Below are 18,193 nucleotides of genomic sequence, written 5' to 3'. Positions count from 1 at the left end.
GCTGACTCAGTCGCGCGCGCGCGCGATATCGATCGCCCGGCGGTAGACCACCGCGTAGCGCTCGGCGGCGAGTTCCCACGAGAAGTCGCGCCGCATCGCCGTGGCCATGCGCGGTGCCCACTGCATGGGGTCGGCAAAGCGCGTGAGCGCCCGCGTGATCCCCCAGTCGAGCGCCCCTGGCGTAAACTCATCGAACAGGAAGCCCGACGCGTCGTCTTCGATGGTGTCGGCAATGCCCCCCACGCGGCGGCCGATCGGGAGCGCGCCGTAGCGCTGCGCCCGCAGCTGCGTGAGGCCGCACGGCTCGTACTGCGAGGGCATCAGGAACAGGTCCGCCCCCGCCATGAGGCGATGCTCGAGGCGATCGGTGAAGTCGAGCTGCACGCCGACATGCCGTGGCCGCGCCTTGGCCAGGGTGAGCAGCGCGTTCTCGTAGCGACGCTCGCCAGCGCCGAGGAACACGAACTGCGCGTCGAGGCTCCAGACCAGATGCGAGTTGAGCATCAGGTCGAGCCCCTTCTGCGTCACCATGCGCCCGGTGAAGCCGAAGAGCGGGGTGCGCTTGCGCTGCGGCAGGCCGAATGACCGCTGAAGCGCGGCCTTGCACCGCGCCTTGTTCGACGGATCCTCGACCGTGTAGTTGGCCGTGATCTGATCATCCACCGCGGGATCCCACACCGTCTGGTCGATGCCGTTGGTGATCCCGGTGAACCGGTTGCCGAGGTGCTGGAAGACCTCGTGAATGCCAAAGCCGCCACTCGCCGTGCGCAACTCCTGCGCGTGCGTGGGGCTCACGGTGACCGCCATATCGGCGAAGGTGAGCCCGGCCTTCAGGAAGTTGATGCGCCCGTACCACTCGGCGTGCCGGAAGGTGTAGACCTCCGGCGGAATGCCGCACTCATTGAGCATCGACGCCGGGAAGTGCCCCTGATAGCCGGCGTTGTGCACGCTGAGCACGGTGGGCGTCTTGCGATAGCGCTCGCGCAGCGACTCGTAGCTGCGCATGTAGAGCAGTGCGAGCGACGTGTGCCAGTCGTGCGCATGAATGAGCACCGGCCCGGCAATGAGCCGCGGAATGGCATCGAGCACCGCACGCGAGAAGAGCGCGAAGCGGCGCGCATTGTCGGCGTAGTCGCGGCCGCCCTCGCCGTAGAGCCCCTGCCGCGCGAAGGCGCTGGGGATATCGACAAAGACGACCTTGGGCCCCTTGGGCGGGTGCACCTCGCGGAAGAGGCGCACTTCTTCGCTGCGGAAGCCCAGGTCCACCTGGATGGGGCGCCCGAGCGGGGCCAGATCGGGCGCGTGGTCGCGCACCGTGCGATAGAGCGGCAGGAACACCACGACGTTGGCGCCGCCGTGCACCTGATTGTTGGCCAGCCCCTTCACCGCTTCGGCCAACCCGCCGCTGCGCGCGAACGGGTGATACTCGGCGGTAAGATGCACGATGGTGGGCGCCCCCGAATCGGGGGCACGCACCAACGGCGAACCAAAGCTGGGCGTCGGCATGGCCGACGTCATGGTGGGACCGGTCATCCCGACAGCTTACGCAGTCGGCGGATCATCCGGGAGCGCATCGCCCAAAATGGACGGGGCATAGAAGCCACGGGCGTACTGCTCGACCATCCGGCGGGCCGTGAACTGCTGGCCGGCCACGCGAATGGCGTGCTTCATCATGAGCAGCCAGCGGCGGGGGAGTTCCGCCTTGTCACGGTCATAGAAGCGGGGCACGACGTCCTTTTCGAGGAGATCGTACAGGCGGTTGGCCGTGTTCATCCCCGCATCGTCGTCCACTTCCGGCTCGATCGCCCAGCCGTTCGTGCCGTCGTAGCCCTCTTCCCACCAGCCGTCGATCGTGGAGAACTGGGGGACGCCGTTGAGCGCCGCCTTCATGCCGCTGGTGCCCGACGCCTCGAGCGGCACGCGGGGCAGGTTCATCCACAGGTCCACGCCCTGCACGAGCAGGTGCGCGAGGTGCATGCCGTAGTCTTCCACGAACGCCACGCGCCCTTCGAAGCGCGGGTCACGCGTGAACTGATAGACGTTCTGCAGGATCTGCTTGCCGGGGTTGTCGGCGGGGTGCGCCTTGCCGGCAAAGACGATCTGCACCGGCCGCGAGCTGTTGGTGACCAGCTTCGCGAGGCGGTCGATATCGCGGAAGATGAGATTCGCGCGCTTGTAGGTGGCAAAGCGGCGCGCGAAGCCGATCGTGAGCGTCTGCGGGTCGAGCAGCGTGCCCGCGCCCACGAGCTGCTGCGTTTCCATGGAGCCCTTGGCGAACGCGCGACGCGCCTCCTCACGCACCTGGCGCATGAGGGTGTTCTTGAGGCGCATGTGCACGTACCACAGGCGTTCGTCGTCGAGCGTGAGCACCTGCTCCCAGAGCTCCGGATCGCCGCTGTAACCCCACGCCGGCCCGAGGTGCTCATCGAGCAGCTTCATGATGGGGTTGGACATCCACGTGGCGAGGTGCACGCCGTTGGTCACGTAGCCCACCGGGACCTTCTCGGCCTCGCGCCCGCTCCAGAGCGAGCGGCTCATCTCGCGCGTCACGAACCCATGGCGGCGTGACACGGCATTCACGCGGCGCGACAACCGCACGCTGGCCGCCGTCATGTGATAGACGCCCGCGCCCGACTCGGGGTGATAGCCGATGCGCAGGAACGTCTCGGCATCGATCCCCATCTCCTTCCAGAAGCCATTGGCGCAGAGACGCACCTCTTCGACCCCGAAGTGGTCGTGGCCGGCGGGCACGGGCGTGTGCGTCGTGAAGACGCTCGCGTTGCGCACCTTCTTGACCGCGTCGGCGTAGCTGAGTCCCTGCGCGACATGCTCGCGGACGCGCTCCACCATCATGAAGGCGGCGTGGCCTTCGTTGGCGTGCCAGGCAGCCGGATCGATCCCGAGGGCGCGGAGGGCGCGCACGCCGCCGACGCCCAGCAGCCACTCCTGGCGGAGGCGCATCGCCGGCCCACCGGAGTAGAGCTTGGAGAGCAGCGGCCGGTCTTCCGGGTGGTTCTCCTCGAGGTCGGAATCGAGGAGATACACCGGGACACGGCCGACCTGCATCTTCCACACCCGGATATGGATGTCGCGGCCGAAGGTGTTGACCGTGACCAGGTGCTTCTGACCGTCTCGCCCCGGCAGCGGCACGATTGGCACCGACTCGAAATCGATGCGATCGTCGGAATCTTCCTGCCAGCCGTCGACCCGGATGCGCTGATCGAAGTAGCCGTTTCTGTAAAGGATCCCGACCGCGACGAGCGGGATGCCGAGGTCGGACGCGGTCTTCAGGTGGTCGCCGGCGAGCACGCCGAGACCGCCGGAGTAGATGGGCACCGAGTTGTGGATGCCGAACTCGGCGCAGAAGTACGCCACCGTGCGGCCGCGCAGCTCGGGGAAGGTGCGCGCGTACCAGGTGTGCTCATCGGAACGTTCGGCGGCGAGCCACTGCATGGCCCGGTCATAGCGGGCGCAGAAGACCGCATCACTCGCGAGCGTCTCGAGGCGATCGGGGGCGACGAGGCGCAGGAGCTGGATCGGGTTGTGGCGGAGCCGATGCCAGAGCGTTTCGTCGATTTCCTTGAAGAGCATCCGCGCTTCGCGGTTCCAGCTCCAGGCCAGGTTGTTGGCGAGCTGGGCGAGGCCCGCGATGCGCGCCGGCAGGGGGCTCGGCAGGGCGTTCGCGGGGGTGGGCGGCGTGGCGAGTGCGGTCATAACCGGGGAGTTTGTTTCTGAAAATCACCCACGCGGGGCGATTTGCGGACCATCCGGGATGAAAACTACCCATGAAACACGCCGGAGGGGACGGGTGTGGACAGGGGGAGCAGGCCGGACTAGTGTGCCGGGACGGTCGGTGTCCGCACACGAAGGGTGGACCGCCGAGCCACAGGTCCCGTCACTCATTGTTTCATGCCAGCGCGCGCATCCCGATCGGCCGGTCCCGCGGTTGAGGTTTTCAAGTTTGGCGGCGCCTCGCTCGCCGACGCCGCCAACGTCCGGCATGCCATTTCTCTGATTATGGAAAGCCGGCCGACCCGGCTGGTCACCGTGGTGTCGGCGCTGGCCGGGGTCACCGATGCCCTCCTCGCCGTGGCCGACCTGGCCGTGCGCGGTGACAACACCGGGGTCGACAGCGCGATCGACAAACTGTTCGCGCGCCACAAGACGGTCGCCAACGGCGTGATGACCGCGGCGCGCCCGCGCGCGGCGCTGGTCAAGGCGCTCGCCGCCGAGTTTGAGGAGCTGCGCGCGATCGCGCATGGCGTCGCCACCTTGCATGAGCTCACACCGCGCACGCGCGACTATCTCGTAGCGCGCGGGGAGCAGCTGAGCGCGCGCATCGTGGTGGCCGGCCTGCAGGCGCGGGGCGCCAAGGCCCAGTATGTGGAAGCGGTGGGGCTCATCCACACCGATGGCACGCATGGCAACGCCTTCCCCGATCTCGCGGCCACCGATCGCGCGGTGAAGGCGCAGCTGCGCCCGCTGCTCAAGAAGAAGATCGTCCCCATCATCCCGGGCTTTACCGGCAGCGGCCGCAACCACGTGACCGTCACGCTGGGGCGCGGGGGCAGTGATCTCACCGCCACCGTGCTGGGGCGCTCACTCAAGGCCGAGCGCATTACGCTCTGGAAGGATGTGCCGGGGCTCATGACGACCGATCCGCGCCTCGTGCCGAGTGCGCGGATCGTGCCGCAGCTCAACGTGCGCGAAGCCGCCGAGCTCGCGTACTACGGCGCCAAGGTGCTGCATCCACGGGCGCTCATTCCGCTCGCGCATCTCACGGTGCCGCTGTACGTGCGGCCGTTCATGGAGCCCACGGCGCCGGGCACTGAGATCTCGCAGCGCCACACCCTGCAGCGCTATCCGGTCAAGGCACTCTCCATCGTGCGTGGCCAGGCGCTGGTCACGGTCACCGGCAATGGCATGCTGGGCGTGCCGGGCATTGCCGCGCGCACCTTTGCGGCGTTGCAGCTGGCGGGCATTTCGGTCACGCTCATTACGCAGGCGAGCTCAGAACACTCCATCAGCCTCTGCGTGCCGGCCGAACGCGCCGCCGATGCGCGCGGGGCGCTCGAGCAGGCGTTCGCGCTGGAGCTCTCGCGCCGCGAGCTCGAGCGCGTCGATGTGAAGACTGGCATGGCCACGCTGGCCGTGGTGGGCCTCGGCATGGCCGGCTCCCCGGGCATCGCGTCGCGGATGTTCACGTCGCTCTCGCAGGCCGGCGTCAACATCGTGGCCATCGCGCAGGGGAGCTCGGAGCTCAACATCTCGGTCGTGATCACCGAGCGCGATGCCGAAAGTGCGGCGCGCGCCGTGCACGAGGAGTTCCAGCTCGACAAGATCGGTGGCGGCGGCTTGCACGCCGACGATCGGTTCGATGTGGTGCTGCTCGGCGTGGGGCAGATCGGCCGCGAGCTGCTGCGCATGCTGCCGCGCATCAAGGGGCGCGTGAAGCCCACCATCGTGGGGCTCATCGACCGGAGCGGCTTCCTGTTTGCGCCCGATGGCTTGAGCAGCCGCACGCTCGCGCAGGCGGTGCACGTGAAGCAGGGCGGTGGATCGATTGCCGGCATGGCGGGCGCCCACCGCGGCTCGGCCGAGCAGGCGGTGAGCTGGATTGCGCGCCACGCGCTCGCGCGCCCGGTGCTCGTGGATGTCACGGCCGACGAAACGCTGCCGGCCATTCGCCGCGCGATTGCCGCCGACATGGACATCGTGATGGCCAACAAGCGGCCGCTCACCGCGTCGCGCGATGAGGTGCAGGCGTTGCACGCGCTCGCGCTCAAACACGGCGCGCGCATCCTGCACGAAACCACCGTCGGCGCCGGCCTCCCGGTGATGGACAGCTACGCGAAGCTCGTCGAGACGGGCGACAAGGTGCTGCGCATCGAGGGGTGCACGAGCGGTACGCTGGGCTTTCTGCTCACCGAGATCGGCAAGGGGCGGCCGTTCAGCGAGGCGCTGCGCGATGCGATGCAGCGCGGCTACACCGAGCCCGATCCGCGCGACGATCTCTCGGGGATGGACGTGGCGCGCAAGGCGCTCATTCTCGCTCGGCTCATTGGCTTCACCGGCGAATTGAGCGATGTGACCGTCGAGAGTCTGGTGCCCGAGCGATTCCGCGCCCTGCCCACGGCCAAGTTCCTGCAGGCGCTGCCGCAGATGGACGCCGAGTGGGCGGCACGACAGGCGGCGGCGCAGAAACAGGGGAAGGCGCTGCGCTACGTTCTGCGCGCCACGCGCACGAAGGTGGCGGTGGGGCTGCAGGCGGTGAGCCCGTCGCATCCGCTCGCCGGCTTGCGCGGCACCGATAATCAGGTGGTGTTCACCACCATGCGCTACAAGGAGCATCCGCTCGTCATCACGGGCCCGGGCGCCGGGCCGGCCGTGACGGCGGCGGGCGTGCTCAACGACATTCTTCAACTCGCGCCGATCTGATCATGGCGACCTCGCCACTCTTTCTGGGCGCGCACGAAGCGCCCGGGCAGCGCAGCGTGCAGCGCTGTGATGCCTGCGGCCATGAGCTGAGCGCGCTCGATGCGGCGCCCGAGTGCCCGCTCTGCGGCGGTCTGCTCGCCATCATCCATCGGGCGCCGGTTGGCGCCGATGCGCTCCCGCTCGATCCCGCGGCACTGAAGGCATCGTTTGCGCAGCACTGCTGCGCACGCCCGGCGGGCCACGCGAGCGGTGTGTGGCGCTTCGAATCGCTCATCATGCCCGATGCTGGCGCGGCGATCACCAGCCACCCGGAAGGCAACACGCCCCTGCTCGCACGCGCGCGGGTGAACGCCTACGCCGGGTGTGAGGGGCTGCTGCTCAAGCACGAGGGCTACAACCCCACCGGGTCGTTCAAGGATCGCGGCATGACCGTGGGCACCACGCAGGCGGTGCGCACCGGTGCCACCGCCGTAGCCTGTGCGAGCACTGGCAACACCTCGGCGTCGCTTGCGGCGTATGCGGCACAGGCAGGGATTCCAGGGCTCGTCTTCGTCCCGGCCGGCAAGGTGGCGCTCGGCAAGATGGCGCAGACGCTCGCCTATGGCGCGACGACCCTGCTCGTGCGCGGCGACTTCGATGCCTGTCTGCGCCTCGTGCAGCAGGCGAGCCGCGAACTCGGCATCTACCTGCTCAACTCCATCAATCCGTGGCGCGTCGAAGGGCAGAAGACGATCGTCTTCGAGCTCCTGCAGCAGCTGGGCTGGGACGCGCCCGACTTCATCGTGCTACCGGCCGGCAACCTCGGCAACACGGCCGCCTTCGGCAAGGCGCTGCGTGAGGCCCACGCGCTTGGGCTGATCACCAAGGTGCCGCGGCTCGTGAGTGTGCAGGCGGCCGGGGCTGCGCCGTTCGCCAAGGGCTTCACCGAAGGCTTTGCGACGCGCTACACCGTGCAGGCCGAAACGATTGCCACCGCCATTCGCATCGGCGATCCGGCCAGCTGGGATCGCGCCGTGCGGGCGATTCGCGAAACCAACGGCCTCGTGATCACCGCGACCGACGACGCGATCATCGACGCCAAGGTCGCCATCGATGCGGCCGGGGTGGGCTGCGAGCCGGCGAGTGCCGCGAGTGTCGCGGGGGTGAAGCAGCTCGTGGCGCAGGGCGTCATTCACCCGGGCGATCGCGTGGTGGCGGTGCTCACCGGACATGTACTCAAGGATCCCGGCATGCTCGTGGAGCTGCATCAGGAACGGAAGGACTTCGCGCAGGCCAACCGCCCGGTGGAGATCGACGCCACCGTGCAGGCGGTGGAGCAGGTACTCGCGGTCCGGCAGAGGGCGCTCGCATGACCGCCTTGAGCCCCCGTCGGGTGTTGATCACCGGCGCCTCGCAGCCCCTCGGCGTCGAACTCGTGCGGCAGAGCCTCAAGCGCGGCGATCGCGTCTACGCCGCCGCGCGCAATCCGGCGCGCGTACCGGTGCTGGCCGATCTGCGCGCCGAGTACGGTGGCCTCGAGTTGCTCGCATTCGACCCCGCCGATCCGTCGAGCGTGGCCGACGCGGTGCCCATTCTCGAAAGTCTCACCGATTCGCTCGACCTGCTCATTATCGCGCCCGCCGAACCCGGGCCGCATGATCGCGTGAGCGACGCCGAGCGCGATGCGCATCTCTCCACGCTGACGGGTACGGGGCTGACCGAGCACTATCGGCGGCACGCCGTGGCGCCGCTGCTGCTGGTGCGCACGCTGCTGCCGTGGCTCGCGCGGGGCGATGGCGCCCGCATTCTCGTCGTGAACTCGTGGCTGGCATCGCTTGGCGGCAAGACGATGGGCGGCGACTACGCCGCCTGCGCGAGCGGGGCGGCGCTCAACATGCTCACGCGTGCCCTCGCCCATGATCTGGCGGACGAGCGGATCACGGTGCTGATTGGCAATCCCGGCAACTTTGCGGTGAGCCCCGAGGGGCCCGGCTTCAAGGTGCCGATCGACGAGAGTGCCCTGGGGTTGCTGGTGCAGACGGATCGTTTGCCGCGCGACCGAAGCGGCGCCTTCCTCGACTACACTGGCGCCGAGCGGGGCTGGTAATCACCCGGAGAGCGGAGGCAGGGCATGCGTGTGCGCATCGGAATGCTGGGGCTGTTGCTACCACTCGCATTATCGGCGCAGCGGCCCTATGACCTGATCCTCCGCAACGGCACCGTGCTCGATGGCAGCGGCGCGCCAATGCGCCGGGCCGACGTGGCGATTCGGGATGGGCGCATCGTGCGGGTCGGGGTTGTGCCGGCGTCCGCCACGGCCACGACGGTGCTCGATGTGCGCGGGCTGATGGTGGCGCCCGGGTTCATCAACATTCACAGCCACGCCGAAGCCGGCGCGCTGGCGACCGCCGAGAACATGCTGCAGATGGGCGTCACCACCGAACTGGTGAACGCCGACGGCGGTGGCCCGGTGGATGTTGCGCAGCAGGCCAGCGGGTACGCCTCGCGCGGTCTGGCGGTGAACGTGGGCGCTTTTGCGCCGTTCAACAGTGTGTGGGCCCAGGTCGTGGGCGTGAGCGATCGCCGGCCCACGGCGGCCGAGATCGCGCGCATGCGGGGGCTGATCGGGAAGGCGCTCGCTGACGGCGCCTGGGGGGTGAGCGCCGGGCTCGATTACAAGCCCGGCTACTTCGCCACCGCCGATGAAGTCGTGCAGGTGGTGGACACCGCACGGACCTGGCACACCATCTTCACGAACCACGATCGGCTGCGCCCCGAGACGGGGTTTTCGTCGAAGCTGGGCATCGCGGAAACGATCGAGATCGGCACGCGCGCCGGGCTCATGCCGGTCGTCACGCACATGAAGGTGCAGGGGCGTGAACAGGGCGGGGCGCCGACGGTGCTCGCCTCCATGACGGCGTCCACGCGGGCGGGGCGCCCGGTTGCCGCCGATGCGTATCCCTATCTCGCCGGCCAGACGGCGTTGGCCGCGCTCCTCGTGCCGGCGTGGGCGCAGGACGGCGGCGTGCCGGCGTTTCAGCAGCGCATCGCCGATCCGGCTACCCGCGCGCGGATCGTGGCCGAAATCGACAGCGCGCTCGTGGCCCGCTTTACCGGCGTCACCGGCGTGTACCTGCCCGAGTCGCAGCAGCCGCTCACCAAGGTCGTGGCCGACAGTACCGCCACCTCACCCGGCGACGCCGTCGTGCGCCTGGTCGCGAAGAACTCGCCGAGTGCGATTCTCACCTTCGGATCGGAAGCGGATCTCGTGCAGATCCTGCAGTACCCCGCCACGAGTATTGCCTGTGATTGCGGCGCGTCGCGCAACCCGCGATTGCATCCGCGCTACTGGGGCACCTATCCGCGGGTACTCGGCCACTACGTGCGTGAGACGCACGCGCTCACCTGGACCGATGCCATTCGCAAGATGACGGCACTCCCCGCGAGCACGATTGGGCTGACCGATCGCGGGCGACTCGCCGCCGGTCAGTGGGCCGATGTCGTGGTCTTTGACTCCGCCACCGTGATCGATCACGCCACGTACGACGCCCCCACCAGACCGAGCGACGGGATCGTGCACGTCGTGGTGAACGGGCAGCTGGCCTATCGCGACGCGAAGGTGACCGGCGTACAGGCGGGGCGGGTCATCACGCGCCCGCTCTCGGCGCGCTCGACGATTGGCGCCGCCACTCCCGCACGAAGAGCACCGCGGCGCTGACGATCACCAGCCACCCGATCATGCGGCACCACGCCGCGTACTGCGCGTCGCGCGTGAGCGCGCCCGCGTGCTCCAGCAGATAGTTCCAGTCGTGCACGACATCCTCACCATCGCCGATCGACACGAGGGGCAGGTCCATGTCGCGCGCGTCCGCGATGTACGCCGCGAGATTGCCGAGGCTCGAGGCGAGCCAGAAGAGCGGGAGCACGGCCCCGAGCCGGTCGCCCTGACGCCGAATCACCAGACACGCGGCGAGCGGGGCGATCAGCTGCGTCAGGCTGCCGCCGGCAATCCCGAACCACTCGCCCAGCGGGCTCCAGAGCAGATGCCCGAGCTCGTGCACGCCCAGCGTCATCCCGCCAAAGAGCCCTACCGCCTCGGGCGCGAGCCGAATGACGCGCTGCGCGTCATAGGCAAGCAGCACCGCCAGGATGGCGTAGAGCGTGGCGCGGGCGTGGGACATGTGGGAGCAGAATAGCCCCTCACCCGCGTCGGCGCTTCTCGAAGGACTCGCGTTCCTTTTCGGCTTTCTCGCGCTGCTGCTGCACGATGGCGTTCTGGATCGAATCCACGCGGAGGCGCTGCGTACTATCGAGCGTCGCGTAGGCGCGGTCGCGATAGGCGTCCTGGATATCGACCAGCCGATCGAGCAGCGTCTTGGCGCTGTCGGGGAGCATGCCGCCGCGGCTACCGGGGCGACCGCCGCCACGGGCGTCGCCGAACAGCTGATCGAGCGTCTTGAACAGCGGCTCCTGCCGTTCCTTGAGCTCCTTCGCGTAGCTCTTGAACGTATCCTGCTGGGCCTTGCTGAGCTGGAGCGGCTTCTTGTGTTCGAGCAGGAGGGTGAACGGATTGCCCTCCTCGATGGTCTTTCGCGCGCGCTCGGCCGGGGATTCCATGCGCGGTCCACCCATGCCGCCGCGCCCCATGCCGCCGCGTCCCATTCCACCACCGCGCATGCCGCCCATGCCTCCCATCCCGCCCATCTGCGCCAGCAGCGCGGAAGGGACGAAGGCCGCTAGCATACAGAGGCGGCGCGCGAGGCGCAGGCGCGCGGACGAACTGGGGGTCACCGACGGACGCAGCGAGTGGAGCAGCATGGCGGCACGCGAGTTGGGAAGGAGCACGATGAGCACCAGCGGGCGCGGGATCTCGCGGTGGATGACGGCCGCAACGGTACTCGTTGCGGCCTGCGCGGGTAACCCGCAGCCGGGAGCGAACCCCACGCCAGTCGCGGTGCCATCGGGCGCGGCGCCAGGCACGGTGCCACCGGGCGCGGTGCCCGCCGCGTTGCCGGGCGGGGGCGGCGTCGCCGTCATTCCGGTGAAGGTGACCTACGTGCTGCGCGCCCTGCGCCCGGCGCTCGACTCGCTCTTCCCGGTGCGCGACTCCCTCACCGCCGCGCGGTGCGCCAGTGCGGCCGGGCTGGTGTGCCACCAGTACGTGTACCGCCGCGATTCGCTCACCCTCCGCGCCGACGGCGACCGGATGAGCATCACTACCCGCCTCGGGTATCGCGCGCAGCTGGGCGTGATCGGTGGCGCGCGCGTAGCCAGTTGCGGCTACGCGCCGGAGGAGATGCGTCGCACTGATCTCGCCATGAGTACGGCGCTCTACTGGCGCAAGGATTGGCGCATCGGCTCGCGCGACACCCGGCTTGCGGCCACGCTGGTTGACCCGTGCAAGGTCACCGCGTTGGGGGTGAACGCGACCGGGACACTGCAGTCCATCGTGGACAAGCAGCTCGCCACCTTTGCGGCGCAGGCCGACAGCGCGATCCCGCAGGTTGCTGAGTTCCGCACGTTGGCCGACTCGTTGTGGAAGAGCTTTCTCGAGCCCACGCCGCTCGATTCGACCAACGCCATGTGGCTGCTGATCGAGCCCGAGGCGGTGCGCGTCACACCGTTTGCCAGCAACGGTCCGGCGCTCACCACGACGCTCGTACTCTATGCGCGCCCGCGCATCATTGCCGGCGCCAAGCCGGCGGTGCGCGCGCGTCCGCTCCCTGGTCTGGCACTGGGCACGGCGCCGGCGGAGTTCACTGTCCCCGTGACGGCCGAGCTGCCGTTCGATGAGTTGGCGCGGCAGGCCGCGGTGCTCATGCAAGCCGAGACCGGCAAGTCGAGTGTCCGGGTGGATTCGGTGTTCGTGCGCGGCGTGCAGGACAGTGTGTTCGTGGATCTGGCGGTGAGCGGGGCGATCAAGGGGCGCCTGTCGCTCACGTCGCGCATGCGCTGGGACGCGGCGGCGCGTGAGCTGCGCCTCGATGATCTCGATTGGACGCTGCAGAGCCGCGGGGCCCTCTCGCGCGTCACGAGCACCCTGGCGGCGCCGCTCGTCGGGCGCGCCATTCGCAAGGCGACGAACGGCGGCAAGATCGCGCTCGGCGCCCAGCTGGACTCGACACGCGCGGAACTGCTCACCGTGCTCAATGGCACGCTGGCCCCCGGCATCGTGATGGGGAGCAGTGTGCGCGAGGTGCAGATTCTCAGTGTAACCACAAGCGCGACGGCGTTTGTCGTGCGCGCGTTGCTGACAGGGCAGAGTGGGGTGTGGATTCAGTGATCTCGCGTGAGCGGACGCCGTCGTTCCGCTACAAACTGGTGCGCTTGCTGGCCCTCGTGGTGGCGGTCCTTGCCGTTCCGATGTTCCTGGTCGTCATCGGAGCACTCGTGGCCGGCGAGCGCGTGACGTTCGATGGACGGGCACTCACCTTCGAACCAGCGGCCAATCTCGTGACGACTGTGGCGGCCCTTGTCGAGCTCGCCCTCGCGATCCCGATCTACCGCGCCATCACGCAGCGGCGACGCGCCGGCCTCTTGGCGCTCCTCTTCGCCCAGGTCGGTGTCATCATGCAGAAGGCATTCACCGCCTTCACCGATGGCAGCTGGGGCAACGTGTGTGTCAGTGCCATTTGGCTCGGGATCCTCATCAGCATCCGCGACGAACTGGATCAATGAACACCCCGAATCGCCCGCTCGACGACAACGAACCCGCGCAACTCGCCAGCGACGCCCCGCGCCATCCCGCGCGACTCGATGGCCGCGATTTGCCGCCGGTCCCCTCGTCGCCGCCTACGATCGCCGAGCGAGTGAGCGGTGTCGTGGCCAAGCTGGAAGACGCGGAGGGCGATGCGGGCTCCATGCAGCTCGTGGTGCTGCGGCGATCGGCGCTGCTCTATGTGATCGGAACCCTCCCGCTTCAGCTCATGGTCGGGTTCGTGCTACTCGGGAGCGCTGTCTCCGGGGGGCTCGAGCAGCTGGTACGCAATTCGTGGCGCGAGGGGCTGCCGTTCTTTCTGGTTGCCGTGCTGACGTGGCCGATCTTTCTCGGGCTCCGCAAGCGGAAACGCTGGGCCCTGATTACGCTGCTCTGTTCGCTGGTCTGCGCCGCCGCCGCGGCCGGGTGGTATCATGAATGGGCAGGCGTCGGCGGGCTGACGCTCTTTCTCCTCATAAGTGCCAGTTGCTGGCAGGACGTGGATCGGTGATCCGTTCGGTTTCTCGTGCGGTGTCGCAGCTGGCGACAGCCGCGCTCCTGGTGAGCACGTCGGCTGTGGTCGGCCACGCCCAGTTCCGCCCCGTGACCGACTCGGTCACCGCCAGGATCATGCGTCGCATCGCGACGCTCTCCGCCGACTCGATGGAAGGGCGTCGTGCCGGATCCCCGGGCTCGGCGCGCGCGCGGGCGTGGATCATTGGCGAGCTCGCCGCCATGGGCGCGCAGCCGGTCCTCAACGGCGCGTTCGAGATGCCCATCAAGCTGCGGCCGCGTGCCGGCAGCACCGATACCGTGGGCGCCAACCTCGTTGCGCGGATCCCGGGGAAGAAGCGCGGCGGGCCGGTGCTGGTGGTCAGTGCACACTACGATCATCTGGGCGTGCGCAACGGCGAGACGTACAACGGCGCCGATGACGACGCGTCGGGGTGCATCGCGCTGCTCACGCTTGGCGAGCGGCTGCTCAAGGACAAGCCGGAGCACGATGTGATTCTGGCGTTCTTCGACGCCGAGGAGGGAGGGCTTCAGGGGTCGAAAGCGTTCGTGGCCACTCCACCGATCGACCTCGCCGCGGTGGCCCTCGATATCAGCCTCGACATGATCGCGCGGCAGGATGGCCAGGCGCTGTGGGTGAGCGGCACGTCGCACTACCCGGCGCTCAAGCCGATCGCCGACGCCGTCGCCAAGACCGCCGCCGTGCCGATCAAGTTCGGCCATGACACCAAGGACCTGAAGCCGGGCGACGATTGGACCAACTCGTCGGACCACGGCTCCTTCCACGCCAAGGGCATTCCGTTCCTCTACCTTGGCGTGGAGGATCATCCGGACTACCACAAGCCGGGCGACGACGCCGACAAGATCGATCCGCAGTTTTACCGCGGCACGGTGGAGTTTGCGATTGCCCTCGCGCGCCGCGCGGACAAGTCGTTGCCGGAGATCTTCAAGACGCGGAAGCCGGCCCCGTGAGGTTGGCGGTGCGCCTCGCGATCGCCGTGGGCCTTCTGATGGTCCACGGTGGCTCGGCGAGGGCGCAGGCCGTCGATACGCTCCCGTCGCGTCGCTGGGCGCTCGAGGCACTCGTGAGCGCCGGCGCCTCGGCGTGGTCGCAGCCGGTGCTCCCCGGGAAGTTCAAAGCCCGCCCGGCCGGCGGCGCGGGGCTCGCGCTCTCGCACGTGCACTCGTCGCGTTGGCGCGGGGTGCTGGTGTTCGACCGGTACGAGCGGGGGGCCATCGCCGACGGGTGGACGCTGCACGCCGACTATTCCGAGATCGCCGCGCTCGTCATGCGCCGCCTCTTCCCGGTCGGCGTCGTCGATCTCGCCCTCGGCGGCGGGGCCGTCATCGCCTGGCCGGCGAACGGCACGGGGACCCACCGTCTCGATTCGTCGCTCGATTTCACCCTCGATCCGTCGCCGCAGGAGTATTCCGCGCGACTGGCCCTCGAAGCCCGCACGCGGCATCGGCTCCCCGTCAGCGGCCGGATCACCTTTCAGCGCGGACTCAACCGCATCCTGCGCCGGAATCCGTCGGCGTCGAACGGCCGGTGGGACGGCACCACGCCGCCGTACAGCAAGCTGCTGGCGTTTGAGCTCGGCGCGACCCTCCTCCGCTGGTAAACCCACAACCCACCACCAAGAACACGAAACCCTGAACTGATCAGTTGTGGGTTCCGAGCTTTAGGTCCTGGGTTTTGGGTAGAACAGTGAAACGGCCGCATCCCCTTGGAAGGAATGCGGCCGTTTCGATGTGTTCCCCGCCGGCTCGACTGGATGCCGAGCCGGAACTACCTGTGTGCTACCAGGCGTCGACGCGGAGATCGACTGCCAAGTACGAGCCGGCTAAGGGACTGGAACTAGACAATTGATCACCTCCTCGATGGCTGGTGGGACAACAGGCGAAACGACATCGGTTTTCCCTGGGTGACTTCCGCCAGAACCGGTGACCGACGGGATGCCGGGGCCGGGCTGCACGGTCGTCTACGCGGCCGCTCCTCCGCGATGCCGCAATGGTAGGGGCTGTACGCGCGGGAGGCAAGCGAGGGGCGGGTCATTTATCACAGCAGAAGCGCCCCGGTTCCGGCTTCCCGCCTGCTGGCTATGCTTCGGTGTGTCACGGAACACGCCGGTCCGGTCCCTGGCCGGATCCGGCCTTTTGGTCTCCCCACCCCGACCTGACATGTCCCACCTGCCGATGACGTTTGCCCGCCCGTGGCGCCCGCTGGTACGGGCTCTGCCATTCCTGGTCCTGGCCCCCTCCGCGCTCCTGGCCCAGCGCGGGCAGGGCGGAGGGGCCGCCGCCGCTGCCGCCCCCGCGACCCCGGCGCTGGCCCCGCTCCCCAAGGGGCCCCGGGCGATGCTCCTCCGCGACTGGTATCGCGTCGCGACGGTCAGCACCCCGGCCGTCTCCCCCGACGGGAAGCGGATCGCCATGACGGTGACCACCCCCGTGGAAGCCGAGAACCGGCGCCACAGCGAGGTCTGGGTGGTGAACACCGACGGGGGCGCCCCGCAGCGCTGGACGTCGCCGAGCACCGAGAGCAGCAATCCGCGCTGGTCGCCCGACGGCAAGTACCTCTTCTTCACGTCGCAGCGCCCGGGCGGCAAGGGCGCCACGTGGGCGATCCGCCTCGATCAGACCGCCGGTGAGGCCATTCAGGTCGAGGGGTATCCGACGGGCTCGATGCCCGAGAACGGCAGCTTCGGCATCTTCACCGACGCCGTCGTGCCGGCGCCCCAGGTGGCGGCGAACGACCCGTTCGGCCGCATGCCGGTGATGGCCCGGCCGGGGATCGAGGCGATCACCAAGCCCGCCGATCCGGCGCGCTTCGATGGCCGCCACGTGACCGACATGACCTACAAGGCCAACGGCGTGGGCTTCCTCCCGAGCCGTCGCGTGCCGCGCGTCTGGCGCCCGCAGCAGCTCTTCCGCCAGAACATGGGCGATACGGCCCGCAAGCAGCTCACCAACACGGCGTACTCGCACCGCTCGCCGTCAGTGTCGCCCGATGGCAAGTGGATCGCCTTCGTGGCCGACGCCTCGCTGCGCCCGGACTCGGTCGTGGAGCTCGAGCGTGACTCGCTGGCGAAGCTGCCGTACGACAAGAAGCGAGACGAAGTGGAAAAGAATGATGCCGACATCTATGTGATCAGTGTCGATGGCGGCGCGCCACGTAAAGTGGCGCCGTACTTCGGCACCGAGTCGGATCTGACCTGGTCGCCCGACGGCAAGCAGCTCGCCTTCATCGGTCGCCCGGCCCGTACCAAGAGCGCGCGGATCTACACGGTGGACGTGGCCGGTGGCACGCCGAAGAATCTGCTCGGCACGTGGCAGTACGAGCCGGCGGCGATCGACTGGCTGCCGAGCGGGATCCAGTTCACGGCGGAAATCGGTGGCCGCACGGCGGTGCTCAAGGCCGACATGAACGGCGGCGCCCCGAAGGAGCTCGTGGGCGGACGTCGGCAGATCCGCGGCACCGCGTACGACCCGGCCGGCAAGGTCATGGCGTTCGTGGCCACGAGCATGGCCAAGCCGACCGAGCTCTTCGTGGCCAATGCCGACGGCACGGGCGAGCGGAAGCTCACCGGCTTCAACGACGCCGTGAACGCCGACGTGGTGTGGAGCGACGCCGAGCGCTTCACCTACAAGAGCGTGGGCAGCCTCGAAATCGAGGGCTGGCTCATGAAGCCGTACGGCTATGAGGCGGGCAAGAAGTACCCGCTCGTGATCTACATCCACGGCGGCCCGCACTCGGCCTACGGCGAAGGCTGGTTCGACGAGTTCCAGAACCTCGCCGCCCAAGGGATGTGGGTGCTCTTCACGAACCCGCGCGGGTCGAGCGGCTACGGCGCCGACTTTACGTACAGCACGCGCGGCCGCTGGGGCATGGAAGACTATCAGGACCTCATGAAGGCCGTGGACATCGCGGCCGCGCGCCCCGATGTGGACAGCACCAAGATGGGCGCCACCGGTGGCTCGTACGGCGGCTTCATGACGACGTGGCTCGCCACCAAGACGACGCGCTTCAAGGCGATCGAAACCGACCGTACGATCACCGACTGGACGTACTGGTACGGCTCGAGCGACGCGCAGGGGCTCACCGAGTTCGAGTTCTACGGCAAGCCGTGGGACAACCAGAAGCTGTACGACTCGCTCTCGCCGATCCGCTATGTGCAGAAGGTGAAGACGCCGATGCTGCTCGTGCAGAGCGAAGAGGACCACCGCACCCCGATGGGGAGCGCCGAGATCTGGTTCATGTCGCTCAAGAAGCAGGGCGTGCCGGTGGAGATGGTGCGCTACCCGCGCTCCAACCACGACCTCTCGCGCACCGGCGAACCGTGGCTGCTGGTGGACCGCCTCGGCCGCTTGCGGCAGTGGTTCGGGTACTGGCTGCAGGGCAACAAGAACGTTGCCAACTGATCGTCTGGTGTGGTTGATAGATCGTTGAACTGATCGCACAGAGGCCACAGAGTCGCAGAGAGCACAGGGGCGGGCGCCGGCTCAACCGCGGCGCGCCCCAGTGTTATATGTGACTCGGTGTTATATGTGGGGTCAGTTTAAAAC

14 protein-coding genes are annotated in these 18,193 nt (G+C 68.5%); 10 read left to right on the top strand and 4 right to left on the bottom strand.

Features of this window, described 5'->3' with window-relative positions; all coding sequences use genetic code 11:
• Positions 1–6: 6 nt before the first annotated feature.
• Together K2R93_06605 and glgP are read right to left on the bottom strand one after the other, a co-directional pair.
• Positions 7–1,533, bottom strand: coding sequence for a glycogen synthase (locus tag K2R93_06605; protein ID MBY0489495.1), 1,527 nt, complete (start codon positions 1,531–1,533; stop codon positions 7–9).
• Positions 1,534–1,542: 9 nt separating this feature from the next.
• Positions 1,543–3,714: an alpha-glucan family phosphorylase gene (gene glgP / locus K2R93_06600; GenBank protein ID MBY0489494.1), complete on the bottom strand. Its 2,172-nt coding sequence runs from the start codon at positions 3,712–3,714 to the stop codon at positions 1,543–1,545.
• A gap of 195 nt (positions 3,715–3,909) precedes the next feature.
• Here glgP and thrA point away from each other — a divergent pair, with 195 nt between their 5' ends.
• From thrA to K2R93_06580, 4 genes are read left to right on the top strand one after another with little or no spacing between them, the layout of a single operon-like run.
• Positions 3,910–6,438 carry a bifunctional aspartate kinase/homoserine dehydrogenase I gene (gene thrA / locus K2R93_06595; GenBank protein MBY0489493.1) on the top strand — a complete coding sequence of 843 codons (2,529 nt, stop codon included), beginning with the start codon at positions 3,910–3,912 and terminating at the stop codon, positions 6,436–6,438.
• A 2-nt stretch (positions 6,439–6,440) separates the two neighbouring features.
• Positions 6,441–7,790, top strand: coding sequence for a threonine synthase (gene thrC, locus K2R93_06590; protein ID MBY0489492.1), 1,350 nt, complete (start codon positions 6,441–6,443; stop codon positions 7,788–7,790).
• On the top strand, positions 7,787–8,524 hold the full coding sequence (locus K2R93_06585) for an SDR family NAD(P)-dependent oxidoreductase (protein ID MBY0489491.1): 738 nt from the start codon (positions 7,787–7,789) through the stop codon (positions 8,522–8,524). The genes thrC and K2R93_06585 overlap by 4 nt, the downstream gene beginning before the upstream one ends.
• A 24-nt stretch (positions 8,525–8,548) precedes the next feature.
• On the top strand, positions 8,549–10,135 hold the full coding sequence (locus K2R93_06580; GenBank protein ID MBY0489490.1) for an amidohydrolase family protein: 1,587 nt from the start codon (positions 8,549–8,551) through the stop codon (positions 10,133–10,135).
• On the opposite strand, the gene K2R93_06575 is transcribed toward K2R93_06580, so the two are convergent.
• Together K2R93_06575 and K2R93_06570 are read right to left on the bottom strand one after the other, a co-directional pair.
• Positions 10,065–10,598: a hypothetical protein gene (locus K2R93_06575; protein ID MBY0489489.1), complete on the bottom strand. Its 534-nt coding sequence runs from the start codon at positions 10,596–10,598 to the stop codon at positions 10,065–10,067. The two genes, K2R93_06580 and K2R93_06575, sit on opposite strands and share 71 nt — an antisense overlap.
• A gap of 19 nt (positions 10,599–10,617) precedes the next feature.
• Positions 10,618–11,454: a hypothetical protein gene (locus K2R93_06570; GenBank protein ID MBY0489488.1), complete on the bottom strand. Its 837-nt coding sequence runs from the start codon at positions 11,452–11,454 to the stop codon at positions 10,618–10,620.
• Between K2R93_06570 and K2R93_06565 the strand changes: the two genes are divergently transcribed.
• The 6 genes from K2R93_06565 to K2R93_06540 all read left to right on the top strand — a co-directional run bounded on the left by K2R93_06565 (position 11,414) and on the right by K2R93_06540 (position 18,049).
• A complete protein-coding gene (locus K2R93_06565; protein MBY0489487.1) occupies positions 11,414–12,700 on the top strand; it encodes a DUF4403 family protein in 1,287 nt (428 codons plus the stop codon). The genes K2R93_06570 and K2R93_06565 overlap by 41 nt on opposite strands.
• A complete protein-coding gene (locus K2R93_06560; GenBank protein ID MBY0489486.1) occupies positions 12,688–13,095 on the top strand; it encodes a hypothetical protein in 408 nt (135 codons plus the stop codon). The genes K2R93_06565 and K2R93_06560 overlap by 13 nt, the downstream gene beginning before the upstream one ends.
• Positions 13,092–13,625 (top strand): hypothetical protein, encoded by a 534-nt coding sequence (locus K2R93_06555; GenBank protein ID MBY0489485.1) that lies wholly within the window; start codon positions 13,092–13,094, stop codon positions 13,623–13,625. Before K2R93_06560 ends, K2R93_06555 begins: the two co-directional genes overlap by 4 nt.
• Positions 13,622–14,599: a M20/M25/M40 family metallo-hydrolase gene (locus K2R93_06550; GenBank protein ID MBY0489484.1), complete on the top strand. Its 978-nt coding sequence runs from the start codon at positions 13,622–13,624 to the stop codon at positions 14,597–14,599. The genes K2R93_06555 and K2R93_06550 overlap by 4 nt, the downstream gene beginning before the upstream one ends.
• A gap of 8 nt (positions 14,600–14,607) precedes the next feature.
• The gene (locus K2R93_06545; GenBank protein ID MBY0489483.1) at positions 14,608–15,249 is read left to right on the top strand and encodes a hypothetical protein; all 642 of its coding nucleotides are present in this window, start codon (positions 14,608–14,610) and stop codon (positions 15,247–15,249) included.
• A gap of 559 nt (positions 15,250–15,808) precedes the next feature.
• Positions 15,809–18,049, top strand: a complete 2,241-nt coding sequence (locus tag K2R93_06540; protein ID MBY0489482.1) for a S9 family peptidase — start codon at positions 15,809–15,811, stop codon at positions 18,047–18,049.
• Positions 18,050–18,193: the final 144 nt, after the last annotated feature.

The sequence above is a fragment of the Gemmatimonadaceae bacterium genome (assembly GCA_019752115.1).
In the GTDB taxonomy this organism is placed as follows: domain Bacteria; phylum Gemmatimonadota; class Gemmatimonadetes; order Gemmatimonadales; family Gemmatimonadaceae; genus Gemmatimonas.
This window is presented reverse-complemented; position numbering and strand designations above follow the sequence as displayed.